The 26,269-nt window shown below is 64.9% G+C and carries 26 protein-coding genes; 11 read left to right on the top strand and 15 right to left on the bottom strand.

The window, feature by feature from the left end; genetic code table 11:
* The first annotated feature begins 101 nt into the window (after positions 1–101).
* Complete coding sequence (locus tag ACT2FV_RS27960; RefSeq protein ID WP_082728959.1) at positions 102–437, top strand: hypothetical protein; 336 nt, start codon at positions 102–104, stop codon at positions 435–437.
* A 15-nt stretch (positions 438–452) separates the two neighbouring features.
* On the opposite strand, the gene ACT2FV_RS27955 is transcribed toward ACT2FV_RS27960, so the two are convergent.
* Together ACT2FV_RS27955 and ACT2FV_RS27950 are read right to left on the bottom strand one after the other, a co-directional pair.
* Positions 453–1,298, bottom strand: coding sequence for a 23S rRNA (adenine(2030)-N(6))-methyltransferase RlmJ (locus ACT2FV_RS27955; RefSeq protein WP_059603028.1), 846 nt, complete (start codon positions 1,296–1,298; stop codon positions 453–455).
* Between the two features lie 111 nt (positions 1,299–1,409).
* Positions 1,410–2,381 (bottom strand): potassium channel beta subunit family protein, encoded by a 972-nt coding sequence (locus tag ACT2FV_RS27950; protein ID WP_151052475.1) that lies wholly within the window; start codon positions 2,379–2,381, stop codon positions 1,410–1,412.
* A 163-nt stretch (positions 2,382–2,544) separates the two neighbouring features.
* On the opposite strand from ACT2FV_RS27950, the gene ACT2FV_RS27945 reads away from it, so the two are divergent.
* Positions 2,545–3,333 carry a 3-hydroxybutyrate dehydrogenase gene (locus ACT2FV_RS27945; protein WP_444505198.1) on the top strand — a complete coding sequence of 263 codons (789 nt, stop codon included), beginning with the start codon at positions 2,545–2,547 and terminating at the stop codon, positions 3,331–3,333.
* Positions 3,334–3,476: 143 nt separating this feature from the next.
* Here ACT2FV_RS27945 and ACT2FV_RS27940 read toward each other — a convergent pair whose 3' ends face one another.
* Positions 3,477–4,676, bottom strand: a complete 1,200-nt coding sequence (locus tag ACT2FV_RS27940) for an amino acid aminotransferase (protein WP_444505197.1) — start codon at positions 4,674–4,676, stop codon at positions 3,477–3,479.
* A 250-nt stretch (positions 4,677–4,926) separates the two neighbouring features.
* On the opposite strand from ACT2FV_RS27940, the gene uvrB reads away from it, so the two are divergent.
* The 5 genes from uvrB to ACT2FV_RS27915 all read left to right on the top strand — a co-directional run bounded on the left by uvrB (position 4,927) and on the right by ACT2FV_RS27915 (position 10,479).
* Positions 4,927–7,017, top strand: a complete 2,091-nt coding sequence (uvrB, locus tag ACT2FV_RS27935; protein WP_059605554.1) for an excinuclease ABC subunit UvrB — start codon at positions 4,927–4,929, stop codon at positions 7,015–7,017.
* 227 nt (positions 7,018–7,244) lie between these two features.
* Positions 7,245–7,796 carry an iron transporter gene (locus ACT2FV_RS27930; protein ID WP_059685430.1) on the top strand — a complete coding sequence of 184 codons (552 nt, stop codon included), beginning with the start codon at positions 7,245–7,247 and terminating at the stop codon, positions 7,794–7,796.
* Between the two features lie 55 nt (positions 7,797–7,851).
* Complete coding sequence (locus tag ACT2FV_RS27925; protein ID WP_006760846.1) at positions 7,852–8,184, top strand: cupredoxin domain-containing protein; 333 nt, start codon at positions 7,852–7,854, stop codon at positions 8,182–8,184.
* 58 nt (positions 8,185–8,242) lie between these two features.
* Entirely contained in the window at positions 8,243–9,085 is an 843-nt protein-coding gene (locus ACT2FV_RS27920; protein ID WP_059605551.1) for an FTR1 family iron permease, read from the top strand.
* Complete coding sequence (locus tag ACT2FV_RS27915; protein WP_444505196.1) at positions 9,082–10,479, top strand: 4Fe-4S binding protein; 1,398 nt, start codon at positions 9,082–9,084, stop codon at positions 10,477–10,479. The genes ACT2FV_RS27920 and ACT2FV_RS27915 overlap by 4 nt, the downstream gene beginning before the upstream one ends.
* A gap of 323 nt (positions 10,480–10,802) precedes the next feature.
* Here ACT2FV_RS27915 and hemP read toward each other — a convergent pair whose 3' ends face one another.
* The 3 genes from hemP to ACT2FV_RS27900 all read right to left on the bottom strand — a co-directional run bounded on the left by hemP (position 10,803) and on the right by ACT2FV_RS27900 (position 12,639).
* Complete coding sequence (hemP, locus tag ACT2FV_RS27910) at positions 10,803–11,048, bottom strand: hemin uptake protein HemP (RefSeq protein ID WP_059605544.1); 246 nt, start codon at positions 11,046–11,048, stop codon at positions 10,803–10,805.
* Between the two features lie 136 nt (positions 11,049–11,184).
* A complete protein-coding gene (locus ACT2FV_RS27905) occupies positions 11,185–11,667 on the bottom strand; it encodes an SRPBCC family protein (RefSeq protein ID WP_059605541.1) in 483 nt (160 codons plus the stop codon).
* 99 nt (positions 11,668–11,766) lie between these two features.
* Entirely contained in the window at positions 11,767–12,639 is an 873-nt protein-coding gene (locus ACT2FV_RS27900) for a pirin family protein (RefSeq protein WP_124629793.1), read from the bottom strand.
* A gap of 122 nt (positions 12,640–12,761) precedes the next feature.
* On the opposite strand from ACT2FV_RS27900, the gene ACT2FV_RS27895 reads away from it, so the two are divergent.
* Positions 12,762–13,739 (top strand): LysR family transcriptional regulator, encoded by a 978-nt coding sequence (locus ACT2FV_RS27895; RefSeq protein WP_059605534.1) that lies wholly within the window; start codon positions 12,762–12,764, stop codon positions 13,737–13,739.
* Between the two features lie 393 nt (positions 13,740–14,132).
* Here ACT2FV_RS27895 and ACT2FV_RS27890 read toward each other — a convergent pair whose 3' ends face one another.
* The 9 genes from ACT2FV_RS27890 to ACT2FV_RS27850 all read right to left on the bottom strand — a co-directional run bounded on the left by ACT2FV_RS27890 (position 14,133) and on the right by ACT2FV_RS27850 (position 21,454).
* A complete protein-coding gene (locus ACT2FV_RS27890) occupies positions 14,133–14,561 on the bottom strand; it encodes an ExbD/TolR family protein (protein WP_006754473.1) in 429 nt (142 codons plus the stop codon).
* Between the two features lie 13 nt (positions 14,562–14,574).
* Entirely contained in the window at positions 14,575–15,306 is a 732-nt protein-coding gene (locus ACT2FV_RS27885) for a MotA/TolQ/ExbB proton channel family protein (protein WP_059600977.1), read from the bottom strand.
* A gap of 34 nt (positions 15,307–15,340) precedes the next feature.
* Positions 15,341–16,069 carry an energy transducer TonB gene (locus tag ACT2FV_RS27880; RefSeq protein ID WP_151050749.1) on the bottom strand — a complete coding sequence of 243 codons (729 nt, stop codon included), beginning with the start codon at positions 16,067–16,069 and terminating at the stop codon, positions 15,341–15,343.
* A 217-nt stretch (positions 16,070–16,286) separates the two neighbouring features.
* The gene (locus ACT2FV_RS27875; protein ID WP_006482749.1) at positions 16,287–16,523 is read right to left on the bottom strand and encodes a (2Fe-2S)-binding protein; all 237 of its coding nucleotides are present in this window, start codon (positions 16,521–16,523) and stop codon (positions 16,287–16,289) included.
* Positions 16,524–16,673: 150 nt separating this feature from the next.
* Positions 16,674–17,537: a glutamate racemase gene (murI, locus tag ACT2FV_RS27870; RefSeq protein ID WP_444505195.1), complete on the bottom strand. Its 864-nt coding sequence runs from the start codon at positions 17,535–17,537 to the stop codon at positions 16,674–16,676.
* 37 nt (positions 17,538–17,574) lie between these two features.
* Positions 17,575–18,051: a bacterioferritin gene (bfr, locus tag ACT2FV_RS27865; protein ID WP_011352652.1), complete on the bottom strand. Its 477-nt coding sequence runs from the start codon at positions 18,049–18,051 to the stop codon at positions 17,575–17,577.
* A 193-nt stretch (positions 18,052–18,244) separates the two neighbouring features.
* Positions 18,245–19,768, bottom strand: coding sequence for a fumarate hydratase (locus tag ACT2FV_RS27860; protein ID WP_059600985.1), 1,524 nt, complete (start codon positions 19,766–19,768; stop codon positions 18,245–18,247).
* A 34-nt stretch (positions 19,769–19,802) separates the two neighbouring features.
* Positions 19,803–20,423 carry a TIGR00645 family protein gene (locus ACT2FV_RS27855; RefSeq protein WP_151050745.1) on the bottom strand — a complete coding sequence of 207 codons (621 nt, stop codon included), beginning with the start codon at positions 20,421–20,423 and terminating at the stop codon, positions 19,803–19,805.
* A 113-nt stretch (positions 20,424–20,536) separates the two neighbouring features.
* Complete coding sequence (locus ACT2FV_RS27850) at positions 20,537–21,454, bottom strand: DMT family transporter (RefSeq protein WP_059600989.1); 918 nt, start codon at positions 21,452–21,454, stop codon at positions 20,537–20,539.
* 314 nt (positions 21,455–21,768) lie between these two features.
* On the opposite strand from ACT2FV_RS27850, the gene acs reads away from it, so the two are divergent.
* From acs to ACT2FV_RS27835, 3 genes are all read left to right on the top strand, one after another.
* Entirely contained in the window at positions 21,769–23,751 is a 1,983-nt protein-coding gene (acs, locus tag ACT2FV_RS27845) for an acetate--CoA ligase (RefSeq protein WP_444505194.1), read from the top strand.
* 85 nt (positions 23,752–23,836) lie between these two features.
* The gene (locus tag ACT2FV_RS27840) at positions 23,837–24,181 is read left to right on the top strand and encodes a DUF4212 domain-containing protein (protein ID WP_444505193.1); all 345 of its coding nucleotides are present in this window, start codon (positions 23,837–23,839) and stop codon (positions 24,179–24,181) included.
* Positions 24,182–24,184: 3 nt separating this feature from the next.
* Complete coding sequence (locus ACT2FV_RS27835) at positions 24,185–26,200, top strand: sodium:solute symporter family protein (protein WP_059599040.1); 2,016 nt, start codon at positions 24,185–24,187, stop codon at positions 26,198–26,200.
* Positions 26,201–26,269 lie beyond the last annotated feature (69 nt).

The following is a 26,269-nucleotide window of genomic DNA, read 5'->3' as shown; positions in this document are numbered from 1 at the left end:
GCCCCGTGTTGACGGGGCTTTGTTTTTTGTGCACTGGATCTGGCGAAATCGTCGGCGCGGCGCTATGGTATGGGCCTGTTTTTAACCGGAAGAGTACAACCATGCGCTTGCGTCTCGATGTGCGTCACGTTTCCCGCGCGCGTCTCGTTCTGGGGGCTGTTGTGCTCGCTCACGGCTTGGCGGCCGGTGCGGCGACGTCGTCCAAGCCGCTGATTCTCGATACGCAACATGGGATCCAGGATGGCAAGGGCGGCCTGGTGTTGCAAACGGCTCCGCTATCGTCAGAGCCAATCGTCGAGCCCGCAGGCATGCGAGCGCCGGCCGGGCAAGGATCGACTTCATCGATCCCGCTGTTTGTCGCGCCGTATATCAATGTGCCGGGCTGGGGCGTGTCGCCGGCCAATCAGCCGAGACCCACGCCAAGACCGCAGCCATAACGGCACGACGTCCGCTCAGTTCCCGCGGTGCTCGATCTGGCATCGGGCGCCGCTGTCCTGTCCCAGGCGTTCGACGAGATAGGGCAGCGCTTCGTTCATGCTCTGCGCGAGTGTGTACGGCGGATTCAGGATGAACATTCCGCTGCCGTAAAGGCCCAGGCCGCCTGTCGGCGGATTCGATACCGTCAGCGTCAGGTGCAGCCAGTTGTTCGGCTGCAGGCGCTTGAGTTGTTCCGGAAAACGCTGCGATTCCACCCGCGCAACCTGCGGATACCAGATCGCGTAACAGCCGGTCGCGAAACGCTTCAGGCATTCCGTTACGCAAGTCAGCGTGCGCGCGTAGTCCTTCTTGTCCTCATAGGACGGATCGATCAGCACGAGCGCGCGTCGCGGCGGCGGCGGCAGCAGCGCCTTGATGCCCTCGAAGCCGTCACCGGCGTAAATCATCGCGCGGCGCCCCGCATCGCGGAAGTTGTGACGCAGCACGTCGATTTCCGTCGTGTGCATTTCGAACAGACGCATCCGGTCCTGCTCGCGCATCGATCGCCATGCGAGATACGGGGAGCCCGGATAGTAGCGCAGCTCGCCGTCGTCGTTCAGCGCGCGCACCTCGTCGACGTAATCACCGAGCACCTCGGGCAGGTTCTTTTCGTTCCATAGCGCCCCAATCCCGGTGTCGAATTCCCCCGTCTTGGCGGCATAACCGTCGCGCAGCGAATACACGCCGGCGCCGGCGTGCGTGTCGATGTACCAGTACGATTTGTCTTTCTTGTTCAGGTGGCGCAGCAGCTGGACGACGACGGCGTGCTTGAGCACGTCCGCGTGGTTGCCTGCATGAAAACCGTGACGATAACTGAGCATGGCTGGCTGCCTGAAACGAAGGATGAATCGATGAAAACGGACGATCGCGTGTGGCCGCTGGGCCTCGCACCAATGCGGCCGCGTATTGTACGCGAGTGGGCGTGAGCCGCCTTACTCGAATGCGTCGCCGGCCGCCTCTTCGATACGTTGCTTGACCTCCGGCGTCAGCTTCTCGACAACGTCGAGCGCGCGCATGTTGTCGCCGATCTGCTCGACTCGCGAGGCGCCCGTAATGACAGAACTCACGCGCGGATTCGCAAGTATCCATGCGATCGCGAGTTGGGCGGTGCTGCAGTCGAGCTCGGCCGCGATCGCGCCGAGCCGTTCGACCACGTCGTTGCTGGCCGGATCCGTCAGCCGCGCACGGAGCCAGTCGTAGCCCGGCAATTGCGCGCGGCTACCCGGCGGTACGCCGTTCCGGTACTTGCCGGTGAGCAGCCCCGATGCCAGCGGGCTCCAGGTCGTCAGGCCGAGGCCGTAGTCGTCATAAAGCCGCGCGTATTCCTGCTCGACCCGGGTACGGTGGAACAGGTTGTACTGCGGCTGCTCGACGACGGGCTTGTGCAGATGGTGCCGCTCGGCAATTTCGTACGCGGCGCGGATCTCGTCGGCGCTCCATTCGGACGTGCCCCAGTAGAGCGCCTTGCCACGCACGATCATGTCGCTCATTGCCCAGACGGTCTCCTCGATCGGCGTGTTCGGATCGGGGCGATGGCAGTACACGAGGTCGACATAGTCGAGCTGCAGCCGGCGCAGCGAGTGGTCGATCGCGTTCAGCAGATATTTCCGGTTCAGCGTGTGATACTGGTTCGGCGCTTCCGCGAGTCCCCAGAAGAACTTGGTGGACACGAGGTAGCTGATGCGCGGCCAGCCGAGCGACTTGATCGCCTGGCCCATGATTTCCTCGGATTTGCCACCCGCATAGACTTCGGCGTTGTCGAAGAAATTGACGCCCGCATCGCGGGCGGCCGCGAGGCATTCGCGGGCAACCCGTTGATCGACCTGGTTGCCGTAGGTGACCCACGAGCCGAGCGAAAGCGCGCTGATCTGAAGGCCGGAGCGGCCTAGCCGTCGATAGTGCATGGGAGTCTCCCGCGACTCGAAACCGACCTTAAGCTTAGACGTTTTGCGCGCGAACGGCGGGGCCGATCGTGCACAATAGCGGCTGGCCCATCTGCACGACCGCGCGACGAAAGCGGCTGCAGCGGGGCGCGCTTTTTCGATCCGATAACGGAAGGAGACGGACATGGCAGCAGATCTGACCGGCAAGACCGCAGTCGTCACGGGCGCCGCAAGCGGCATCGGCAAGGAAATCGCACTGGAGCTCGCGAAGGCGGGCGCAGCGGTCGCGATCGCCGACCTGAACCAGGACGGCGCAAATGCGGTCGCCGACGAGATCAACAAGGCAGGCGGCAAGGCGATCGGCGTCGCGATGGACGTGACCAGCGAGGAAGCGGTCAACAGCGGTATCGACAAGGTGGCCGAAGCATTCGGCTCGGTCGACATCCTCGTGTCGAACGCGGGCATCCAGATCGTCAACCCGATCGAAAACTATTCGTTCGCCGACTGGAAGAAGATGCAGGCGATCCACGTCGACGGCGCGTTCCTGACGACCAAGGCCGCGCTCAAGCACATGTACAAGGACGATCGCGGCGGCGTGGTGATCTACATGGGCTCGGTGCACTCGCACGAAGCGTCGCCGCTGAAGTCGGCGTACGTGACGGCCAAGCACGGGCTGCTCGGTCTCGCGCGCGTGCTGGCGAAGGAAGGCGCGAAGCACAACGTGCGCTCGCACGTCGTGTGTCCGGGCTTCGTGCGCACACCGCTGGTCGACAAGCAGATTCCGGAGCAGGCGAAGGAGCTCGGGATCAGCGAAGAGGAAGTGGTGAAGAAGGTGATGCTCGGCAACACGGTCGACGGCGTGTTCACGACGGTGCAGGACGTCGCGCAGACGGTGCTGTTCCTGTCGGCGTTCCCGAGCGCCGCGCTCACGGGCCAGTCGTTCGTCGTCAGCCACGGCTGGTTCATGCAGTAACGGGCTCCGGCACGGGCGGCCGCGCTGCGCGCCGCTTGTGCTGCAGGCAGCATTCGCCGGTAGTGGAACGGCAAGAAAAAAACGCGCTCCGGGGAGCGCGTTTGTTGTTTCGGCAGGGCGGGCTGCTGCCCGCTGACACCGGCTTACTTCAGGACCGCTGCGACCGCATTGGCGACCGCATCGAGGTTGCGCGTGTTCAGCGCCGCAACGCAGATCCGGCCGGTGCCGACTGCGTAGATGCCGAACTCTTCGCGCAGGCGATCGACTTGCGCCGTGGTCAGGCCCGAATACGAGAACATCCCGCGCTGCGCGTTGATGAAGCTGAAGTCGCGATCGACACCGCTCGCCTTCAGGCGTTCGACGAGGCCGTTGCGCATCGCGCGGATGCGATCGCGCATTTCGCCGAGTTCCTGCACCCACGAAGCGTGCAGTTCAGGCGACGCGAGCACGGCCGCGACGACGGCGCCGCCATGGGTCGGCGGGTTCGAGTAGTTCGTGCGGATCACGCGCTTCAGTTGCGACAGCACGCGCGTCGCTTCTTCCTTGCTCGACGTGATGATCGACAGCGCGCCGACGCGCTCGCCGTACAGCGAGAAGGACTTCGAGAACGACGACGACACGAACGCATTCAGGTCGGCAGCGGCAAAGAGACGCACCGCGGCGGCATCGGCCTCGATGTTCTCGCCGAAGCCCTGGTAGGCCATGTCGAGGAACGGCACGAGGTTGCGCGCCTTGACGACGTCGACGACCTGCTGCCATTGTGCTTCGGTCAGGTCGACGCCGGTCGGGTTGTGGCAGCACGCGTGCAGCACGACGATCGTGCCCGCCGCATAGCCGTTCAGCGCCGACAGCATGCCTTCGAAGTTTACGCCGTTGGTGGCGGCGTCGTAGTACGGGTATGCGACGACTTCGAAGCCGGCGGCTTCGAACAGTGCGCGGTGGTTTTCCCAGCTCGGATCGCTGATCGCGACCTTCGCGTTCGGGTTCACGGTGCGAAGGAAATCGGCACCGATCTTCAGTGCGCCCGTGCCGCCCAGTGCCTGCGCCGTGACCACACGGCCCGCAGCGATCAGCGGCGAATCGTTGCCGAGCAGCAGCTTCTGCACCGCTGCGTCGTACGCGGCAATACCGTCGATCGGCAGGTAGCCGCGCGGCAGGCCGGCGTCGACACGCGCCTTTTCCGCTTCGCGAACGGCGCGCAGCAGCGGAATCTTGCCTTCTTCGTTCGTGTACACACCGACGCCGAGGTTGACCTTGGTCGGGCGCGCATCGGCGTTGAAGGCTTCGTTCAGGCCCAGGATCGGGTCGCGGGGAGCAAGCTGGACAGCGGAGAAGAGCGACATGATGATTCGGCAGTAGTGAAAAGAGGGTCAGGCTTTCAGCCGGCGGGGCAGGCGCAGCGGACCGCGCGCCAACAGGCACGGCGCCGGAAAGCGCAGCAGCCTGACATTGTAGCGAATTCACGCTGCCGGAGGCGGTGATCGCGCGGCGAATTGCGATTTCGGGCGGTTGCCGCGCGTCAGGAGCCGTCAGCGGTTCGCAACGCCGCGAAGCGCTAGAATAGTTTTTTTGCCCTCGCTCCGGCCGCACTCCATGTCCGAACATCACGCCGAAGTCGGCGACGCGCTCGACGAATCGAAATTCGTGACCTTCGAAGGGTCGCCGTTCCAGTTGTACCAACCGTATCCGCCCGCAGGCGACCAGCCGACCGCGATCGAAACGCTCGTCGAAGGTGTCGGCGACGGCCTCGCATTCCAGACGCTGCTCGGCGTGACCGGTTCGGGCAAGACCTTCACGATGGCCAACACGATCGCGCGGCTCGGCCGCCCGGCAATCGTGTTCGCGCCGAACAAGACGCTCGCGGCGCAGCTCTACGCGGAATTTCGCGAATTCTTCCCGCGCAACGCGGTCGAGTACTTCGTGTCGTACTACGACTATTACCAGCCGGAAGCGTACGTGCCGCAGCGCGACCTGTTCATCGAGAAGGATTCGTCGATCAACGAGCACATCGAGCAGATGCGGCTGTCGGCGACGAAGAGCCTGATGGAGCGCCGCGACGTGGTGATCGTCGCGACGGTGTCGGCGATCTACGGTATCGGCAACCCGTCCGAATACCACCAGATGATCCTGACGCTGCGCACCGGCGACAAGCTCGGGCAGCGCGACGTGATCGCGCGGCTGATCGCGATGCAGTACTCGCGCAACGAACAGGACTTCCAGCGCGGTACGTTCCGCGTGCGCGGCGACACGATCGACATCTTCCCGGCCGAGCACGCGGAATTGGCCGTGCGCGTCGAGCTGTTCGACGACGAGGTCGAGACGCTGCAGCTGTTCGACCCGCTGACCGGGCGCGTGCGGCAGAAGATCCCGCGCTTCACCGTGTATCCGTCGTCGCACTACGTGACGCCGCGCGACACCGTGATGCGGGCGGTCGAGACGATCAAGGACGAATTGCGCGAGCGCCTCGAGTTCTTCCACAGCAACGGCAAGCTCGTCGAGGCGCAGCGCCTCGAGCAGCGCACGCGCTTCGACCTCGAGATGCTGCAGGAGCTCGGCTTCTGCAAGGGCATCGAGAACTACTCGCGGCACTTCTCGGGCGCCGCGCCCGGCGAGCCGCCGCCGACGCTCGTCGACTACCTGCCGCCCGACGCGCTGATGCTGCTCGACGAATCGCACGTGCTGATCGGCCAGCTGAACGGCATGTACAACGGCGACCGCGCGCGCAAGGAAAACCTCGTCAACTATGGCTTCCGGCTGCCGTCGGCGCTGGACAACCGACCGCTCAAGTTCCCGGAGTTCGAACGCAAGATGCGCCAGGTGGTGTTCGTGTCGGCGACGCCGGCCGACTACGAGCAGCGCGTGACGGGGCAGGTCGCCGAGCAGGTGGTGCGGCCGACCGGGCTCGTCGACCCGGAAATCGAAGTGCGCCCGGCGAGTTCGCAGGTCGACGACGTGCTGACGGAGATCAATGCGCGCGTGAAGGCCGGCGAGCGCGTGTTGATCACCGTGCTGACGAAGCGAATGGCCGAGCAGCTCACCGAGTTCTTGGCCGACCACGGCGTCAAGGTGCGCTACCTGCATAGCGACATCGACACGGTGGAGCGGGTCGAGATCATCCGCGACCTGCGGCTCGGCACGTTCGACGTGCTGGTCGGGATCAACCTGCTGCGCGAGGGCCTCGACATTCCGGAAGTGTCGCTCGTCGCGATTCTCGATGCGGACAAGGAAGGCTTCCTGCGTGCCGAGCGCTCGCTGATCCAGACGATCGGCCGCGCGGCGCGCAACGTGAACGGCAAGGCGATCCTCTACGCCGACAGGATGACCGAATCGATGAAGCGCGCGATCGGCGAGACCGAGCGGCGCCGCGCGAAGCAGATCGCGCACAACGAGAAAATGGGCATTACGCCGCGCGGTGTCGTGAAGCGCATCAAGGACATCATCGACGGCGTGTACAACGCCGACGAGGCGCGCGCGGAGCTTAAGGAAGCGCAGCAGCGCGCGAAATTCGAGGATATGTCGGAGAAGCAGCTCGCGAAGGAAATCAAGCGTCTCGAGAAGCAGATGGCCGACTACGCGAAGAACCTTGAGTTCGAGAAGGCCGCCGCGACGCGCGACCAGCTTGCGCTGTTGCGCGAGCGCGTGTTCGGCGCGAACGTCGGCGACCACATCAACGGCGGCCGGTAAATCTTTCCAAGCGTCACCAAAATCTGTCAGTAACGGGTCTGTAAGCCTTGTCGGATCAGGGGTTTACACGGTGTCTCGTTTGTTCCGAAGCCGGTTCGGTGCTAAACTCCGCAAGTATTGAGAATAGTTCGCATTAACGTTCTTCATTGCGTTAGTGTTTTCAGCGTGCCGCCCCGGAGGCCGCACGTATGTCGTCAAGATAGTCAGACAAATAACAAGGAGTGTCCATGTTGGGTTCTTCGTTCATCCGCACGTCGGTTGCGGTAGCGGCGGCGCTTGCCGCGATGTCGGCCTCGGCGGCCGAATATCCGATCGGCAAGCAGCAGATCCAGGGCGGCATGGAGATCGGCGCGGTGTACCTGCAGCCGATCACGATGGATCCGGAAGGGATGATGCGCAAGGCGTCGGATTCCGATATCCACCTCGAGGCGGACATCCACGCGGTCAAGAACAACCCGACGGGTTTCGCGGAAGGCGACTGGATGCCGTACCTGCAGGTCACGTACAAGCTGACGAAGCAGGGCGATGCGAAGTGGAAGGCCGAAGGCGACCTGATGGGCATGGTCGCGAGCGACGGGCCGCACTATGGCGACAACGTGAAGCTCGCCGGCCCGGGCAAGTATCACCTGACGATGACCGTCAAGCCGCCGATGCAGTCGGGCCACATGGCGTTCGGCCGTCACGTCGACAAGGAAACGGGCGTGGGCGCATGGTTCAAGCCCATCACCCTCGAATATGACTTCCCGTTCGCCGGCATCGGCAAGAAGGGCGGGTACTGATCGGTGGCATCACGGATGGCGTGCTTCGGCGCGCCGTCGGCGCAGAGAACCCAGAATGAAATTTCCCCAGAAAATCGTTGCCGCAGCCGCCGCGCTGTGGCTGGCCGGCGCGGCGCATGCCGCCGATCTGCCGACGTTCAAGCTCGAGATGACGGACGGCAAGCTGAATCCCGCCCGCATCGAAGTGCCGGCCGGCCAGCGCTTCAAGATCGAGATCAGGAATACCGGCAAGGGCGCCGCCGAATTCGAGAGCGTGCAGTTGCGCAAGGAGAAGGTGCTTGCGCCGGGCGCGGATTCGTTCGTGGTCGTCGCCCCGCTGTCGCCGGGCGAATACAAGTTTTTCGACGATTTCCACCAGCAGGCACAGGGCGTGATCGTCGCGAAGTAATGCGTTTTATCTGCGTGCGGGCGTACGAGTGTCTTGCGCCGCGCGTCAGGAGGATTCAATGGGTCAGATCTTGTTCATCGTCTGGCGGGAGAGCGTCGAAGCGCTGCTCGTCGTCGGCATCCTCTATGCATGGCTGAAGAACGGCGACGACGACGCGCGCCGCGGCCTGCCGTTTCTGTGGACGGGCGTGGCAGTCGGCCTGCTGATGGCGGTCGGTCTCGGCGCCGCGCTCGTCGGCTTTACCGAAGTGCTGTCCGGCGACGCGCAGGACTATTTCCAGACCGCGATGGTGCTCATCGCGTGCGTGCTGATCGTGCAGATGGTGCTGTGGATGCGCCGGCACGGCCGCACGCTGAAGCGTGACATGGAGCAGTCGCTGCAGCAGAGCACGCGCGATTCGAACTGGTGGGGAGTGGCCGTGCTGGTCGCGCTCGCGATCGCTCGCGAAGGCAGCGAGACGGTGATCTTCCTGTACGGCCTCGGTTTCGGTCAGTCGGGGCACGTGGACGGCAGCCAGATGCTCGCGGTCGTGATCGGCCTGGGCCTCGCGTTCCTCACGTTCTATCTGCTGCAGCTTGGCGGCAAGTACTTCTCGTGGCGGCATTTCTTCCGCGTCACCGAAGTGATGCTGCTGTTCCTCGGTGCGGGCCTGTTCCAGACCGGCGTCGACAAGCTGATCGACAAGGAAATCCTGCCGCTCGGCATTTCGCAGGTGTGGGATACGTCGTCGATTCTCGACGACTCCGGCACGTTCGGTTCGCTCGTCGCGACGCTGACGGGCTACCGGGCGCACCCGGCGCTGACCAACCTGATCGCCTATGCGGTGTACTGGGCGGTGGTCTGGCTGCTGATGAAGCGCGCGAGCCGTCGTCCGGTCGTCCCTGCAGGTCGCGCGGCATGAGTGTTGTTGCCGCAGCCAAGCCGGGCTGGCTCGCGCAGGCCGGTCAGTGGATGCAGCGCCACGGCGCGGTGATCCGCGGCATCCAGTGGGTCGTCGTCGCCGTCTACGCGTTCCTGATCATCGTGCCCGCAGTATTGCCGCTGCCCGACGATTCCGCGCATCTGTGGAGCAATCTCACGCTGATCGCGCAGTTCGTGTTCTGGGGCATCTGGTGGCCGTTCGTGCTGCTGTCGATGGTGATGCTCGGCCGCGTCTGGTGCGGCGTGCTGTGCCCGGAAGGCGCGCTGACCGAATATGCGAGCAAGTTCGGCCGCGGCGGCGCGATTCCGCGCTGGATGCGGTGGGGCGGTTGGCCGTTCGTCGCATTCGGGCTCACGACGATCTACGGGCAGATGGTGAGCGTGTACCAGTATCCGCTCGCGGTGCTGTTCGTGCTCGGCGGCTCGACCGTCGGCGCGATCGTGATTGGCGTGCTGTACGGTCGCGAGAAGCGCGCGTGGTGCAAGTACCTGTGCCCGGTCAACGGTGTGTTCGGGCTGCTCGCGCGGCTCGCGCCGATGCGCTACAAGGTCGATGAGGATGCCTGGCGTCGCTCGTACAAGAACGGCGAGCACGGGCATCGCGTGATTCCGATCAATTGCGCGCCGCTCGTGCCGTTGCGCAACATGAAGGGCGCGGCCTCGTGCCATATGTGCGGCCGATGCAGCGGGCACCGCGATGCAATCGCGCTGTCGTGGCGCTCGCCGTCCGACGAGGTCGTGAACCTTGGCGCGCAGCAGGCGAATCCGTGGGACACGGCGCTGATCCTGTACGGCCTGCTCGGCGTCGCGATCGGTGCGTTTCACTGGACCGTCAGCCCGTGGTTCGTGCAGATCAAGCAATGGCTCGCGGGCTGGCTCATTGATCGCGACATCACGTGGCCACTCGAGACGAATGCGCCGTGGTTCCTGCTCACGCACTATCCGGATCGAAACGATGTGTTCTCGTGGCTCGACGGCGGGCTGGTCGTCAGCTACATCGTCGGCACGGGGCTTGTGTATGGCACCGCGCTGCTCGTGCTGCTGGCCGGTGCGACGCTGATGCTCGGCCGTTTCGACCGCGTGCGTCTTCATCATCTCGCGCAGGCGCTGATCCCGATCGCGGGAGCCGGCGTGTTCCTCGGGCTGTCGGCGACGACGCTGTCGCTGTTGCGGGCCGAGCACGTGCCGCTCGGCTGGGCGACCGACGTTCGCATCGCGATTCTGGTCGGCGCCAACGCATGGAGCGCCTGGCTCGCATGGAAGGTGACGGGGCGCTATGCTGCCTGGTCGCGTCGACTGGCGGCATTCGCGTGGTTCGTGGCAGGCCTGGCCGTGGTCGACAGCGCATGGTGGTTGATGTTCTGGGGTTTCTGACGCGGTCTTGACGGCCGTGTGGCCGGGCTCCGGAGCAACAGGCGAGCGTATTTCGCCGTCGGGCTCCGGAACGCGCTGAAGCTGAAGTGCCGACAGCCGCGATACCTTTCTGTTTGCATCCGGACGCACCGACAAAAAAAGCGACACGTCGAAGGACGTGTCGCTTTTTTTCTTCCTTGTGCGAGAACCAAAAAAGTGGCTTGGCTTGCTGCAACGGCTGCTTGAGTGTGTTTGCACGAAGGGGTCTAGATCTCGCGTGCAAGCCGTTACGCTGGCTACTGCCCAACACCTCTCAAGGAGGTGGTCCCCACAATACTCTGTCGTTACTTCGTCAGGATCAGCTTGCCGAGCCGCGTGGCACGCAACTGATACGTCTCTCCGTTGTGCGCGATGCTGATGTGGCTGCGGCCTTGCAGCAGCGCATCGCTGCTGAGGGTCCGGGTGCCGGCATCGTGACTACCGGCAGGTTTCGCCGGCGTCGTGACCGCTGCCGTCTTTTGACGGTTGGCGCTTGCGGTGCCGGTCGTGCGGCGCAACGTCAGCGTGGTCGGGCGCGTGGTGTCGGTCATTCGGTTGATCGGTGACTGTCGATACGATGGAATGAATTCTAAATGATAACTATTCCCATTTACAAAACTCTTTATCGATCGATATGACGAATTCGATAGCTTGAATCAAAGGGCGGCTCGCAGGCCGCCGCCGACGTCAGTGGAGCGGGTCAGGGTCCTTGCGTCCCTGTGCGTATTCGCGGATCAGGCGCACCGTGTCGATGTCCGACGTGCGATACGCTTCCTTGACGATGCCGTGCGTCTGGCGCGCTTCCTCGCTGTCGTCCGTGACGGTCAGCGTCGTGTGGTATTCGAAGCGCAGGAACAACTCGTGGTCGTCGCGTTCCTCGATCGTCATCGTCAACGAGCCGCCGATTTCGCCGCCGGCCGCATGGATGTCGTAGCGCACTTGCTGGTTCGGGGTGAACGTCACGCGGTCGCGCACGGTCGCATGGCCGTAGTGCAGCTCGCGTTCGAGCGTGGTATCCGTCCGTTCAAGGACGACACAGCTGTCGAGGCCGATCACGAACAGCTGCGGCTGTTCGGCGCGCAGCACGAGGCCTTCCCAGAGCTGGTCGCGGGTAAGGGACGGCACGGCCGGATCGTCGGAGTTGATCTGGATCAGGTGTTCGAAGTTCAAGGGGACGGGTTCCTTCTGGTGGCGGGCGGCCACATGGATCAAAAAAACATTGTGACGCAAAACGCGCAGCTTCGCGGCACCTGTGGCCCCGATCGGACGTCATGCCTCGATGGAGCCCATGCGGCCGGTCTGGTAGTCGATGACGGCCTGCCGGATCTCTTCCTCGGTATTCATCACGAACGGGCCATAGCGGACGATCGGCTCGTTGAGCGGCACGCCGCCGATCAGCAGCAGGTCGAGCGGCATATCGCCGGCCTCGAACGTCACCGCGTCGCCATCGTCACCGTAGACGATCATCTGTCGTGCGTCGATTTGCTGCCTGTCGGGCCCGTAGCGGCCGGCGCCCTCGAGCGGGTAGGCGAACACGCGATAACCTGCCGGCACCGGCTGCGTGACCGTTGCACCCGGTTGCAGCGTGAAATGCTGGTAGAGGATCGGCGTGCGCGTCTCGATCGCCGCACGCACGCCGAAGGCTTCGCCGGCGATCACGCGGACCTGCGTGCGGCCGTCGGGCGACGTCGCGGTCGGGATGCGGCCGGCCGGGATCTCCTGGTAGCGCGGTGCGATCAGCTTGTCGCGTCGCGGCAGGTTGACCCACAGCTGAAAGCCGTGCGAGCGTCCGCCGGCCTGCGCGAACTCGGGATCCGGCATTTCGCTGTGCACGACGCCCGCGCCGGCCGTCATCCACTGCACGTCACCAGGCCCGAGCGTGCCCGCATGGCCGGCCGAGTCGCGATGACGAAAACGCCCGTCGAGCACGTAGGTGACCGTCTCGAAGCCGCGATGCGGATGGTCGGGCGCGCCCTTGGCTTCGCCAGGGGCATAGTCGACGGGGCCCATTTCGTCGAGCAGCAGGAACGGATCGAAATCCATCAGCAGCCGGGTCGGGAACGGGCGGTGAACCACGAAGCCGCCGCCTTCGGTCGTGCGAAGCGCGGGGTACGTGCGGTCAAGCGAGCGAGCGGTCGTCATGCAGAAGCCCTCGATATCATCGGAATAGCGTCATTTTTGAAACATAGCGCTATTATATTGGGCGTTTTACGGTCCGATTTGCGGCGGTTCGCAATGGATTGTTCTGAAATTGGAACGATGACATGAACATCGATGCACACAACCTGAACGACCTCATGTACTTTTCGCAGGTCGTCGAACACGGCGGTTTCTCGGCTGCGGAACGCGTGCTGGGTATCTCGAAATCGCGCCTGTCGCGGCGCCTGACCGAACTCGAGGCGGCGCTCGGCGTGCGCCTGCTGCAGCGCTCGACACGCAAGCTCGCGCTGACCGAGGCGGGGGAGCTGTTCTACCAGCATTGCCAGGCGATGCTCGCCGAAGCCCAGGCCGCGATGAACGCCGTGCAGCAGTTGCGCGCGTCGCCGCGCGGCTCGGTGCGCGTGAGTGTCCCCGTGACGTTGTCGCAGACGATGCTGTCGCGCATCCTCCCCGAATTTCTGCACCGCTATCCCGAGGTGAAGGTGCACATCCGTGTGACGAATCGCGTGATCGACCTGTTCGAGGATTCGATCGACGTTGCGTTGCGCGTGCGCTCGGAGCCGCCGCAGAACGCGAACATCGTCGTGCGGCCGCTGTGGCGGACCGAGCAGATGCTGGTCGGCGCGCCGAGCCTGCTGAACCAGAATGCGCCGCCGCTCGTGCCGGACGATCTGGCGCGCTTCGAGACGCTGGATACGCCGAGCGTCGACGGGCGGCACGTGTTCAGCCTGATCGCGCCGGACGGCACGCGTCACTTGCACGAGCACGACCCGCGGCTCGTGACGGCCGACCTGATGACGATCCGCGAGGCCGTGCTCGACGGTCTCGGCATCGCGGCGCTGCCCGAGATGATGTACGGCAATGCGTTGCGTGCGGGGCAGTTGTCGCCGGTGATGCCGGGCTGGACGCTGCCGGTGCCGCAACTCTATGCAGTGTTCGTGTCGCGGCAGGGCATGCCGCCCGCCGTGCGGGCGTTCGTCGACTATCTGGTCGAGAAGCTCGACCATGGCGAATACAAGCAGCCGGGGTGCCCCGAGCGCGCGAAACAGGATGCGGCGGCGGCCGATGCTTCGGCCACCTGAATGCAAGATGCGCGTCGTGGCAAATTTGTTTTGTCATTGAAGCGCCGCCGGCAATCGCAAGTTTCAATCGCCGGGACCTTGAATGCATACGCGGGCAGGCCTATATTGAAATCCCATTTCGCGAAGGAAGTTCTGAGCGGAATCAGGTGGCCGCATATATTGCGAGCCAGATAGGGCAGAACGCGCAGTCCGTGCAGACCACGGTAGCCGCATTTGCGTTGCTCGAGGCGCAACCGATACCGCCGAAGAGCCCGCCGCCCGAAGGCGCCCGCGTGCGCATGAAAAAAGGCCTTCATCTGGCGATGAAGGCCTTTTACTTTGTGGGCGGCCGGCGAGGTGCGGCCGGCGAGGTCCTGCCACCCAGGCCACCGTCGCGTAGCGAATGCGCGTGCGTTACTTCGCCTTCGCAGTCGGCTCCGTCACGAAGCCGAGCTTCGTCAGGCCGCCGGCCTGCGCATCGGACATCACTTCGGCCACACGCTCATACGCAACCTTGCGGTCGGCGCGCAGGTGCAACTCCGGTTGCGGCTGATGCTGTGCCGCTTCCGCGATGTGCGCCTGCAACTGCTCGCGCGTGACCGTCTGGTCGTTCCACAGGATCGTGCCATTGCCCTGGATCGCGACGTCGACGGTCTGCGGCTTTTCGTCGACGGGCTGGCTGCTCGCGTGCGGCAGGTCGATCTTCACCGCGTGCTGCATCGCCGGAATCGTCACGAGGAAAATGATCAGGAGTACGAGCATGACGTCGACGAGCGGCGTCATGTTGATCTCGCTCATCACGCCATCGTCGTCGTCATCGCTGAAGCCGGTGTTCATTGCCATGGTTCACCTCGTCTCAGCTGGCGCGCGAAGCAAGGCGCAGGCCGTCGCGGGGCGACGACGACGCGAGGCGCGCACCCGTCACGAAGTATGCGTGCAGGCCGTGCGCGAAGCGGCGCAGCTTGCTGACGACGCCCTTGTTCGCACGGGTCAGTGCGTTGTAGCCGAGCACTGCGGGAATCGCGACGAACAGGCCGAAGGCCGTCATGATCAGCGACTCGCCCACCGGGCCCGCGACCTGGTCGATCGACGTCTGGCCGGTTGCACCGATTGCGAGCAGTGCGTGGTAGATGCCCCAGACCGTGCCGAACAGGCCGACGAACGGCGCCGTGCTGCCGATCGACGCGAGAATCGCGAGACCGGCCTGCATGCGCGAAATGCCCTCGTCCATCGTGTCCTTCAGGCAGCGCGTGACCCAGTCCGACACGTCCATGCGGTCGTGCAGATGCGGTTGCGTCTGATGGTGGTGATCGGCGGCTTCCTTGCCCGACAGCGCGAGCGCGAGGAACGGGTTGTCGCTCGGCGTCGATGCGGCGAGGCCGAGCTTCTTGATGCCGTCGTTGAAATCGTCCGAATGCCAGAATGCCTGCTCGGCATTCTTCGTGAGACGGTTCAGGCGAACCACGTTCCAGCCCTTGACGATGATCACGATCCACGACAGGACCGACATCACGAGCAGCGTGATCGCGATGGCGCGCGTGACGAAATCACCTTGCGCCCAGACGTGCGCGATACCGTAGCTTTGCATTTTTGTTTCCTTTGAATCTTTCGAATGAGGCGGGTTAATCGTCGAGCGTGAAGTTGAAGGGCAGCGTATGGGCGGCGCGGATCGCTTGCCCGTTCTCGAGGTACGGCGGGCAGGTGCTGGCGCGTGTCGCATCCAGCGCAGCCTCGTCGAGGCGCGGGTAGCCGCTGCTCTTTTGCAACTCGACACTTTCGATCTTGCCCGTCAAGCCGATGACGAAGTGAACATAGGCCGTGCCCGTTTCGCCGCGGCGACGCGACATCGACGGATAGGTGGGCTTCACGAAACTGCACTTGAGCGCCGATACGTTCTTCGGCGCGCTGACTTGCATCGTCTCACGGGCCGGACCGGGCGTGACCGCCGGCGCAGCGGGGGCGGCGGGTGCGGTGGGCGCGGGTGTCGGATCGGCTGCCGGGGCGGGTGTCGGAGACGGTGATTGTGCGACCGGCTGGGGCGTCGGCTTGACGGCTTTCTGTACCGGTTTCGGTTCGACCTTCGGCTTGACGCGCGGCGTGGGCTTCGGTGGCGCGGGTTGCGCAACCGATTCGACCGCGACCGGCTGAGCGGCCGGTGCAGACGGGATGAGCTGCGCCGTGATCGACTGGACTTCGACCGTCTTCGGCGGCGGCGCGTTGCGATGGAGCCACGCGGCCGTCAGCATGATCGCATGTGCGGCAAGCACACCGACCGCGACGGTGATGACCCGGGGATTCATACGTGGGGCAGCCGGCAAGACGCCGGCAGGAGCGGATTGCGAAGCCTGCATGTTAGCTTGAAAGAACGACGTCGCACCCGGGGCGCGGCGGGTGAATCGGTATTACTTGCGGAAGATCAGCAGCGAGATGCACACAGTGGTCACAAATCCGATCAGCAATTCCATGACAGGCTCCTTGGCAGGTAAGCCGCTGGCTCGCGCGAAAGATGGCTTGCTGACGGAAGGACATCAAATGCGGCTTCAGCCGCACGGGTACGCTCGGCGCCGCTCAGGCGGCCTTGCGGTCGTAGAACGTGACCGGGATCGGATGAGCATGATGCTCGACACCGCACCGGCTCGCGCAGACGCCTTGCTCGGCCATGAGGTCGCGTACGGACTCCTCGCACTTGCCGCAGCACGTGGCCACGCCGAGCTCGAACTGGAGTTCATCGAAAGAGTTCACGCCCTCGGCGAGGGACGCGCGAATCTTGCGATCGGAAACAGACTTGCACACGCAGACGATCATGATGAGTTGCGATAGCTAACGGTAATGCGAATTATTATCATTAAATTTGCGGACGTTGACAAGCCTGGGTTCGGCTTTTTTTAAGGTCATCGGACCCTTGAAACGGGAGGCGGAGCGGGAGAGGGCGAACCGGCGGCGTGCCGGCCCGCGTCAGACGGTCGCGCAGGCGCGCGCGTTCGGCGAGGAAATGGTGACGGATTCGACCGGCACGTCGAGGCCGAGCAGCGACGATGCGAGTGCGCGCAGTTGCAGGCCGTCGCTCGTCGAGCAGAAGCGTGGCGGCGCGGCACGCGTGCCGGCCGGCGCGCGCAGGCCGCGTTCGTCGAGCACCCGCGTGAGCTGCCGGGCGATGGCATCGCTCGTATCGACGATCGTCAGCCGGTCGCCGACAAGATCACGGATCGTTTCCGTGAAGAACGGGTAGTGCGTGCAGCCGAGCACCAGCGTATCGGCGCCGTCGTCGAGCATCGGCTGCAGGTAACGCTCGAGCAACGCGCGCAACGCGGCCGAGTTCGTGTCGCCGCGTTCGATCGCTTCGACGAGCCCGTGGCCGGGCTGGCAGATGAAGCGCCGGCCGGCGCCGTAGCGGTCGAGCAGCGCCTGGAAGCGCGGGCTGTTCAGCGTCGATTGCGTGGCGAGCACGCCCGCGACACCGGTCGCGGACAGCGCGGCGGCTGGCTTGATGCCTGGCTCGACACCCACGAGCGGTATCGACAGGCGCTCGCGGATGGCTGCGATCGCTCGCGCCGTCGCGGTGTTGCACGCGATCACGAGCGCTTTCGCGCCTTCGCGGGCTAGCCACTCGCCGATGGCAAGCGTGCGCTCCGTAATGAATGCCTCGTCGCGCGGACCATACGGTGCGTGGTGCGAATCGGCGACATAGACGAACGACTCGCCGGGCAGGTGCGCGCGCGCGGCACGCAGCACCGACAGGCCGCCGAGCCCCGAATCGAAGATGCCGACAGGGGCGGCGGGGCGGACCCCGGAAGCGGCGGGTTGGTTCGTCGTCGTCATGCGGAAGGCGAGGTGGCGATCGTGGCGGGTGTGGCGATTACTCGGGCGAACCCATCATCGTCTGCTGGTAGTTCTGCAGGCCGACCTTGCCGATCAGGTCGATCTGCGTTTCCAGCCAGTCGATGTGCTCTTCGGTGTCGTCGAGGATCTTTTCGAAGATCTCGCGCGACACGTAGTCACGCACCGATTCACAGTAAGCGATCGCTTCCTTGCACGTGGACTGCGAGATCTGCTCGAGCTTCAGGTCGCACTTCAGGATCTCTTCGGTTTCCTCGCCGACCAGCAGCTTGTGCAGGTCCTGCAGGTTCGGCAGGCCGTCAAGCATGAACACACGCTCGATCAGCCAGTCGGCATGCTTCATTTCGCCGATCGATTCGTCGTATTCGTGCTTGCCGAGCTTCTCGAGGCCCCAGTGCTTGTACATGCGCGCATGCAGGAAGTACTGGTTGATCGCCGTGAGTTCGTTCTTCAGTTGGGCGTTCAGGTATTCAATGACTTTCTTGTCGCCTTGCATGGCTGTTCCTTGTTCAGTGGGGCTTCAGAAACCGAACGATAATCGCTCGAACGAGAAAAGCCAAGCCTCGAAGCCTTGTCGGGCCTGCCTTTTGCGGGTAATGAGAATCGGCCCGGGATAACGGGCCGCGCGCAATAACGAGAATGAGAAGTAAAAAGGCCGGACATCCGTCCGGCCTTTCGTGCGAGCGCGCTTAAGCGGTTGCGACCGGGATCTTGCCGATCTTCGCCTGCCACTCCTTCGGGCCGGTCTGGTGCACCGACGTGCCCGATGAATCGACGGCGACCGTCACCGGCATGTCCTGCACGTCGAACTCGTAGATCGCTTCCATGCCGAGGTCTTCGAATGCGAGCACCTTCGCGCCGCGGATCGCCTTCGACACGAGGTAAGCCGCACCGCCGACCGCCATCAGGTACGCCGCCTTGTGCTTCTTGATCGCGTCGATCGCGACCGGGCCGCGCTCGGCCTTGCCGATCATCGAGATCAGACCCGTCTGGGCGAGCATCGTCTCGGTGAACTTGTCCATCCGCGTGGCCGTCGTCGGGCCTGCCGGGCCGACCACTTCGTCACGCACCGGATCGACCGGGCCGACGTAGTAGATCACGCGGTTCGTGAAGTCGACCGGCAGCTTCTCGCCCTTCGCGAGCATGTCGGCGATGCGCTTGTGCGCGGCGTCGCGGCCCGTGAGCATCTTGCCCGACAGCAGCAGCGTCTGGCCCGGCGTCCAGCTCGCGACTTCTTCCGGGGTCAGCGTGTTCAGGTCGACGCGCTTGCTGGTTTCCGTGTTGGGTTCCCACTGGACCTTCGGCCAGGCGTCGAGCGACGGCGCCTCGAGCTTCGCGGGGCCCGAGCCGTCGAGCACGAAGTGCGCGTGGCGCGTGGCCGCGCAGTTCGGGATCAGTGCGACCGGCTTCGACGCCGCGTGCGTCGGCGCGGCCATGATCTTCACGTCGAGCACGGTCGCGAGGCCGCCGAGGCCCTGCGCGCCGATGCCGAGCGCGTTGACCTTCTCGTGCAGTTCGACGCGCAGTTCCTCGACCCAGTCCTTCGGGCCGCGCGCGATGATTTCCTGGATGTCGATCGGCTCCATCAGCGATTCCTTCGCCATCAGCATCGCCTTTTCGGCAGTGCCGCCGATGCCGATCCCGAGCATGCCCGGCGGGCACCAGCCCGCGCCCATCGTCGGGACCGTTTTCAGTACCCAGTCGACGATCGAGTCGGACGGGTTCAGCATCACGAACTTCGACTTGTTCTCCGAGCCGCCGCCCTTTGCCGCGACCTGCACGTCGACCTTGTCGCCCGGCACGATCTCGTAGTGGATCACGGCCGGCGTGTTGTCCTTCGTGTTCTTGCGGGCGCCTTCCGGCGGATTGACGATCGATGCGCGCAGCACGTTGTCCGGGTGCGTGTAACCGCGGCGCACGCCTTCGTTGATCATGTCGGTGAGACCCATCGTCGCGCCGTCCCAGCGCACGTCCATGCCGACCTTCACGAAGATCGTGACGATGCCGGTGTCCTGGCAGATCGGGCGACGGCCTTCCGCGCACATGCGGCTGTTCGTGAGGATCTGCGCGATCGCGTCCTTCGCGGCCGGGCTCTCTTCCAGCTCATACGCGCGGCCGAGGGCCTGGATGTAGTCGAGCGGATGGTAGTAGCTGATGTACTGCAGCGAATCCGCGATGCTCTGGATCAGGTCTTCCTGTTTGATGACGGTCATGGCTGAGACTCTGTGAGGACTGAGGGGAATACGTTTATGCGCTGGCGGCGGCTTCGACCGATTTGCGGGGCTCGTTCGCTGCAGGCGCGTGCGCGTCGCGGGCGTGCGGCTCGTGGAAATGGGCCGGGTGCGTGTGGGTCGTCAGGCGGTCGACCCACGCCATCACGAGCGCCGACACGAGGAACGACACGTGGATGATCACCTGCCACATGATCGCGTGCGTCGTGTGCTGGTCGGGGTTGATGAAGGTCTTCAGCAGGTGGATCGACGAAATGCTGATCAGCGCCATCGACAGCTTGACCTTCAGCACGCCCGCGTTCACATGGTCGAGCCACTCGGGCTCGTCGGGGTGGCCCTCGATGCCGAGGCGCGACACGAACGTCTCGTAGCCGCCGACGATCACCATGATCAGCAGATTCGAGATCATCACGACGTCGATCAGGCCGAGCACCGCGAGCATCACGCTGATCTCGTCAAGGCTCGTCGCATGCGACAGCAGGTGCCAGACTTCCTTCAGGAACAGGAACACATAGACGGCCTGCGCGACGATCAGGCCCAGATAAAGCGGAACCTGGAGCCAGCGGCTCATGAAGATCAGCGCGGGCAGCGGGCGCAGGGGACGACGGATGGAGCCGGGCGAATGCGGGGCAGACATGGTGAAGGGTCGGGCGCTGGACGCAGGTATCGGGGGTAATCTTGAAAAGGCGCGCTATTGTAACGCGTCGGCCGGTGCGACTGCAGCGTCGCGCCGGGGCTGCAGGGGACGGATCAGGACGCGGCGGCCGGCACGCGCTTCACGCGCAGGCTCGCGAGCACGATCCCGCTGACGACGCACGCGAGCGCGATGCCGTGCGCGAGCGTCGGACGTTCGCCGAGGAACGCGATGCCGTATGCGGCGGCCGCGACCGGCAGCACCGCGCTGAATACGCCGGCGAGGCTGCCCGGCACGTGCCGGATCCCTTTCATCCACAGCCAGAACGAGAAGATGCTGGCCGACAGCCCGTACCAGACCACGAGCGCCCACGTACCGGCCGGCACGCTCGCGTAATCGAAATGCCACAAGGCCGTTGCGCCGAGCGGCAGCATCAGGCACAGGCCGAACAGGTGCGTATACGCGCAGATGTCGATCGGCGCGAGCGTCTGCGTGAGCCGGCGCGACAGGATCACGTAGATCGATTCGCAGCACACGGCGCCAAGGATCAGAAGGTTGCCGGTCAGCGAGCCGGCCGAGGCGCCCCCGGCGCCGTGCGCGGACGCGCTGCCTGCGCTGCCGTTGGCGAGGTTGATCGTCACGACGCCGGCGATCGCGAGCGCGATCGACACGAGCGCACGGCCGTTCGGTTTTTCACGCAGGATCAGCCACGCGAACAGCGCGACGATGGCCGGGATGGTGCTCGTGATCACGCCGGCCGCGACCGCGCTCGTGCGTTGCACGCCGTTGAGCATCAGCAGCGTAAACATGAAGGTGCCGAAGAATGCCTGCAGGAACAGGTTCAGCCATTCCGCGCGCCGGACCGCACGCATCTTCACCGGACTGAACAGCGGCCACAGCACGGCGATCGCGATCACGAAGCGCAGCGTGGCGAGGATGGCGACCGGGACGAAGACGACGATGGATTTGCCGATACCGACGTTGCTGCCGACAAACAGCATCGACAGGATGAGGAAGAGGGCGTAGCGATTCAAGCTGGAATCCGGGAGGCGAGTTCAGTTAGGATTGTAGGGTCGCGGTCGTAACAGCGTAAAGCAGACTGCAAGGCGCCGCCGCGCGGCGTGCGAAACGGCGATGTCGCGTAAGTGACGGGTAAGTTCGAGCGCTTATCGTGGATAGGGCCGGGCCGTACGTCCATCGTCTTGTGACGTGGTGCGGCGCAGCATCGCGCGCAGCCTTCGGGGGCGCGCGGGTGAGTGGGAGACAGCGGCGCGCAAGCGCCGGCCAAGACGCGGCGCGCACGATCGCGCCGCCATGCAGAGGATTCATGTTCACCAAGGGGTAGTCGATGTCTGCGATTGAATCGGTTCTTCACGAAACCCGTCAGTTTGCGCCGCCCGAGGCGCTCGAGAAGGCGGCGACCATTTCCGGCATGCCGGCCTACCAGGCGCTTGCCGCCGAGGCCGAGCAGGATTACGAGGGCTTCTGGGCGCGTCTCGCGCGCGAGGGCCTCAGCTGGCACAAGCCGTTCACCAGGGTGCTCGACGAGAGCAATGCGCCGTTCTACAAGTGGTTCGACGACGGTGAGCTGAACGCGTCGTACAACTGCCTCGACCGTCACGTCGAAGCCGGCAACGGCGAGCGCGTCGCGGTGATCTTCGAGGCCGACGACGGCACCGTCACGCGCGTCACCTACGCCGATCTGCTGGCACGTGTATCGCGCTTCGCGAACGCGCTGAAGAAACGCGGAATCGGCAAGGGCGATCGCGTCGTCATCTATATTCCGATGTCGATCGAGGGCATCGTCGCGATGCAGGCCTGCGCGCGCATCGGGGCCACGCACTCGGTCGTGTTCGGCGGCTTCTCCGCGAAATCGCTGAACGAGCGGCTCGTCGACGTCGGCGCGGTCGCCCTCATCACCGCCGACGAGCAGGCGCGCGGCGGCAAGACGCTGCCGCTCAAGAGCATCGCCGACGAGGCGCTCGCGATGGGCGGCTGCGAAGCAGTCAAGAGCGTGATTGTCTATCGCCGCACCGGCGGCAAGATCGACTGGCACGCCGGGCGCGACCTGTGGATGCACGAGATCGCCGACAGCGAGCCCGACACGTGCGCACCGGAATGGGTCGGCGCCGAGCATCCGCTGTTCATCCTCTATACGTCGGGCTCGACCGGCAAGCCGAAGGGCGTGCAGCACAGCACCGGCGGCTACCTGCTGTGGGCCGCGCAGACGATGAAGTGGACCTTCGACTGGAAACCGACCGACGTGTTCTGGTGCACGGCCGACATCGGCTGGGTCACGGGCCACACGTACATCACCTACGGCCCGCTCGCGTGCGGCGGCACGCAGGTCGTGTTCGAAGGCGTGCCGACCTGGCCGGACGCCGGCCGCTTCTGGAAGATGATCAACGATCACAAGGTCACGGTGTTCTACACCGCGCCGACCGCGATCCGCTCGCTGATCAAGGCCGCCGAGGCCGACGACAAGGTTCATCCGAAGAGCTACGACCTGTCGAGCCTGCGCATCATCGGCACGGTCGGCGAACCGATCAATCCGGAAGCGTGGATGTGGTACCACAAGCACGTCGGCCAGGAGCGCTGCCCGATCGTCGACACGTGGTGGCAGACCGAAACCGGCGGCCACATGATCACGCCGCTGCCGGGCGCGACGCCGACGGTGCCGGGGTCATGCACGCTGCCGCTGCCGGGCATCATGGCCGCGGTGGTCGACGAGACCGGCCAGGACGTGCCGAACGGGCAAGGCGGCATTCTCGTCGTCAAGCGTCCGTGGCCCTCGATGATCCGCACGATCTGGGGCGACCCGGAGCGCTTCAAGAAGAGCTATTACCCCGAGGAGCTCGGCGGCACGCTCTATCTGGCCGGCGACGGCACGGTGCGCGACAAGGACACCGGCTACTTCACGATCATGGGCCGCATCGACGACGTGCTGAACGTGTCGGGCCACCGGCTCGGCACGATGGAGATCGAGTCGGCGCTGGTTTCGCACGAGCTGGTTGCGGAAGCTGCGGTGGTCGGCCGCCCGGACGACACGACGGGCGAGGCGGTGGTCGCGTTCGTGGTGCTGAAGCGTTCGCGTCCGGAAGGCGAGGAAGCGGCGGCGCTCGCGAAGACGCTGCGCGACTGGGTCGGCAAGCAGATCGGGCCGATCGCGAAGCCGAAGGACATCCGCTTCGGCGACAACCTGCCGAAGACGCGCTCGGGCAAGATCATGCGGCGCCTGCTGCGCTCGCTCGCGAAGGGCGAGGCGATCACGCAGGACACGTCCACCCTCGAGAACCCGGCGATCCTCGAGCAGCTCGCCGAAGTGCGCTGATCGCGCCTGTTGTGCACGTTGCGCACACGAGCCCCTGCGCGGCAATCCCGATTGCCCGCGCAGGGGCTTTTTGCTAAATAACGGCATGACCGATTCGTCCCGTCCTGTGCCTGCCGCGCCGCCACCCGTTCCCGAGCCGCTCGCGCGTGCCCATGCGCGCTATTGGCGTTTCAACGTCGTGTTGATCGTGGTACTGATGGCGATCGGCTTCACCGTTTCGTTCGTCGTGCCGTTCTTCGCGCCCGCGCTCGCAGGCATCCGCTTTGCCGGTTTCAGCCTGCCGTTCTATGTCGGCGCGCAGGGCGCGATTCTCGTGTATCTCGTGCTGATCGTCGTCTACATCGGCCTGATGCAGCGCGCGGACCGCCTGCTGCGGCGCGCGTACGACGAACATGCGTCGCACGCGGGCAATGCGCACCATGCCCGCTGATCCATGCTGACGCATCGACTGATTCGCGCGTACGCGCTTTACACCCTCGGCTTTCTCGGGTTCGTGCTGCTGCTGTGGCGGATCGAGCGCGCGACCGGTTCCGGCGTGTGGATCGGCTACGTGTTCCTGTTCGTACCGATTGCCGTGTATGCGGTGATCGGGCTGCTGTCGCGCACGTCCGATCTCGTCGAATACTACGTGGCCGGGCGGCGCGTGCCGTCTGCGTTCAACGGGATGGCGACGGCGGCCGACTGGCTGTCGGCGGCGTCGTTCATCGGTCTGGCCGGCTCGCTCTACGCAACCGGCTACGATGCGCTCGCGTACGTGATGGGGTGGACCGGCGGTTTCTGCCTCGTCGCGTTCCTGCTCGCGCCATACGTGCGCAAGCTGGCGCGCTACACGATTCCCGATTTTCTCGGCACGCGCTTTTCCAGCACCGCCGTGCGCGCGCTCGCGGCCGGCGCCGCGATCCTGTGCTCGTTCGTCTATCTGGTCGCGCAGATCCAGGGGATCGGGCTGATCGCGACGCGCTTCATCGGCGTCGACTTCGCGATCGGGATCTTCTGCGGGCTCGCGGGCATTCTCGTGTGCTCGTTTCTCGGCGGGATGCGCGCGGTCACGTGGACGCAGGTCGCGCAGTACATCATCCTGATCAGCGCGATCCTGATTCCCGTGTCGCTGATCGCGATGAAGAACGGGCTCGGGCCGGTGCCGCAGTTCAATTACGGCAAGCTGATGGAGCGCGTGGCGGCGCGCGAGGCGCAGGTGCGCGATGCCGCCCCGGAGCAGCAGGTGCGCGATGCGTATCGCCGGCAGGCCGCGGTCGTGCAGGCGCAGCTCGACCGCTTGCCTGCATCGTATGCGGACGCTCGCCAGCAACTCGTCGACCAGCTTGCGGAGCTGCGGCGCCACAACGGGCCGCTGCGCGAGATCAACCAGCGCGAGCGCGAGCTGGCGGACTTTCCGCGCGACCCGACGGCGGCGCGCGTGACCTGGACCCAGACGCGCGACGATCTCCTGGCACGCGCCGAGCCACCCGTGCCGATGCACGAGCCGTTTCCCGCGGCGAACGACGACGACCGCAAGCCGCGCAAGCGGAATTTCCTCGCGTTGCTGTTGTGCCTGTCGCTCGGCACCGCGAGCCTGCCGCACATCCTCACGCGCTACAACACGACGACGTCGGTCGCATCGGCCCGGCGTTCGGTCGGCTGGACGTTGTTCTTCATTGCGCTGTTCTACCTGAGCGTGCCGGTGCTCGCGGTGATGATCAAGTACGAGATTCTCACCAGCCTCGTCGGGCGGCCGATCGCCGAGCTGCCCGCATGGGTCACGCAGTGGCATCACTTCGAACCGGACCTGATCAGCGTCGTCGAGGTGATTCGCGACGGCATCGTGCACTGGTCGGAGATCCAGATGCAGCCAGACATGGTCGTGCTGGCCGCGCCGGAGATCGCGGGGTTGCCGTATGTCGTGTCGGGGCTGATCGCGGCCGGCGCGCTGGCCGCGGCGCTGTCGACCGCGGACGGGTTGCTGCTGACGATCGCGAATGCGCTGTCGCACGACGTCTATTACTGCATGGTCGCGCCGGACGCGTCGAGGCAGCGGCGCGTGACGATCTCGAAGGTCTTGCTGCTTGGCGTCGCGCTGTTCGCGTCGTATGTCGCGTCGCTCAGTACGGGGAAGATTCTGTTTCTGGTCGGGGCGGCGTTTTCGCTCGCGGCGTCCAGTTTCTTTCCGGTGCTCGTGCTCGGAGTGTTCTGGAAACGCACGACGACGCGCGGCGCGATCGCCGGGATGCTGACGGGGCTCGCGGTGTGCGTGTACTACATCGTGTCGACGTATCCGTACTTCACGCAGCTGACGGGGTTCGCCGGGCGGACGTGGTTCGGGATCGAGCCGATCAGTTCAGGTGTGTTCGGCGTGCCGGCGGGGTTCGCGGTGGCGATCGTGGTGAGTCTGCTCGATCGGCAGCCGGATGAATACACGAGGGCGCTGGTCGATTACATTCGGCATCCATGACGCTGAGGCGCTGGACGCGGGACATCGCGGGGGGAAGAAGTTTTCGATGTGGCGCAAGGCCAGATACAG

This window comes from Burkholderia sp. PR2 (genome assembly GCF_052372875.1).
Classification (GTDB): domain Bacteria; phylum Pseudomonadota; class Gammaproteobacteria; order Burkholderiales; family Burkholderiaceae; genus Burkholderia; species Burkholderia diffusa.
Note: the sequence above shows the minus strand (reverse complement) of the source record. Positions and strands in the feature narration are given on the sequence as shown.

Coding starts and splice junctions, on each gene's coding strand:
- ACT2FV_RS27960 (WP_082728959.1), top strand. CDS start 102: ATGCGCTTGCGTCTCGATGTGCGTCACGTTTCCCGCGCGCGTCTCGTT.
- ACT2FV_RS27955 (WP_059603028.1), bottom strand. CDS start 1,298: ATGCTCAGTTATCGTCACGGTTTTCATGCAGGCAACCACGCGGACGTG.
- ACT2FV_RS27950 (WP_151052475.1), bottom strand. CDS start 2,381: ATGCACTATCGACGGCTAGGCCGCTCCGGCCTTCAGATCAGCGCGCTT.
- ACT2FV_RS27945 (WP_444505198.1), top strand. CDS start 2,545: ATGGCAGCAGATCTGACCGGCAAGACCGCAGTCGTCACGGGCGCCGCA.
- ACT2FV_RS27940 (WP_444505197.1), bottom strand. CDS start 4,676: ATGTCGCTCTTCTCCGCTGTCCAGCTTGCTCCCCGCGACCCGATCCTG.
- uvrB (WP_059605554.1), top strand. CDS start 4,927: ATGTCCGAACATCACGCCGAAGTCGGCGACGCGCTCGACGAATCGAAA.
- ACT2FV_RS27930 (WP_059685430.1), top strand. CDS start 7,245: ATGTTGGGTTCTTCGTTCATCCGCACGTCGGTTGCGGTAGCGGCGGCG.
- ACT2FV_RS27925 (WP_006760846.1), top strand. CDS start 7,852: ATGAAATTTCCCCAGAAAATCGTTGCCGCAGCCGCCGCGCTGTGGCTG.
- ACT2FV_RS27920 (WP_059605551.1), top strand. CDS start 8,243: ATGGGTCAGATCTTGTTCATCGTCTGGCGGGAGAGCGTCGAAGCGCTG.
- ACT2FV_RS27915 (WP_444505196.1), top strand. CDS start 9,082: ATGAGTGTTGTTGCCGCAGCCAAGCCGGGCTGGCTCGCGCAGGCCGGT.
- hemP (WP_059605544.1), bottom strand. CDS start 11,048: ATGACCGACACCACGCGCCCGACCACGCTGACGTTGCGCCGCACGACC.
- ACT2FV_RS27900 (WP_124629793.1), bottom strand. CDS start 12,639: ATGACGACCGCTCGCTCGCTTGACCGCACGTACCCCGCGCTTCGCACG.
- ACT2FV_RS27895 (WP_059605534.1), top strand. CDS start 12,762: ATGAACATCGATGCACACAACCTGAACGACCTCATGTACTTTTCGCAG.
- ACT2FV_RS27890 (WP_006754473.1), bottom strand. CDS start 14,561: ATGGCAATGAACACCGGCTTCAGCGATGACGACGACGATGGCGTGATG.
- ACT2FV_RS27885 (WP_059600977.1), bottom strand. CDS start 15,306: ATGCAAAGCTACGGTATCGCGCACGTCTGGGCGCAAGGTGATTTCGTC.
- ACT2FV_RS27880 (WP_151050749.1), bottom strand. CDS start 16,069: ATGCAGGCTTCGCAATCCGCTCCTGCCGGCGTCTTGCCGGCTGCCCCA.
- ACT2FV_RS27875 (WP_006482749.1), bottom strand. CDS start 16,523: ATGATCGTCTGCGTGTGCAAGTCTGTTTCCGATCGCAAGATTCGCGCG.
- murI (WP_444505195.1), bottom strand. CDS start 17,537: ATGACGACGACGAACCAACCCGCCGCTTCCGGGGTCCGCCCCGCCGCC.
- bfr (WP_011352652.1), bottom strand. CDS start 18,051: ATGCAAGGCGACAAGAAAGTCATTGAATACCTGAACGCCCAACTGAAG.
- ACT2FV_RS27860 (WP_059600985.1), bottom strand. CDS start 19,768: ATGACCGTCATCAAACAGGAAGACCTGATCCAGAGCATCGCGGATTCG.
- ACT2FV_RS27855 (WP_151050745.1), bottom strand. CDS start 20,423: ATGTCTGCCCCGCATTCGCCCGGCTCCATCCGTCGTCCCCTGCGCCCG.
- acs (WP_444505194.1), top strand. CDS start 21,769: ATGTCTGCGATTGAATCGGTTCTTCACGAAACCCGTCAGTTTGCGCCG.
- ACT2FV_RS27840 (WP_444505193.1), top strand. CDS start 23,837: ATGACCGATTCGTCCCGTCCTGTGCCTGCCGCGCCGCCACCCGTTCCC.
- ACT2FV_RS27835 (WP_059599040.1), top strand. CDS start 24,185: ATGCTGACGCATCGACTGATTCGCGCGTACGCGCTTTACACCCTCGGC.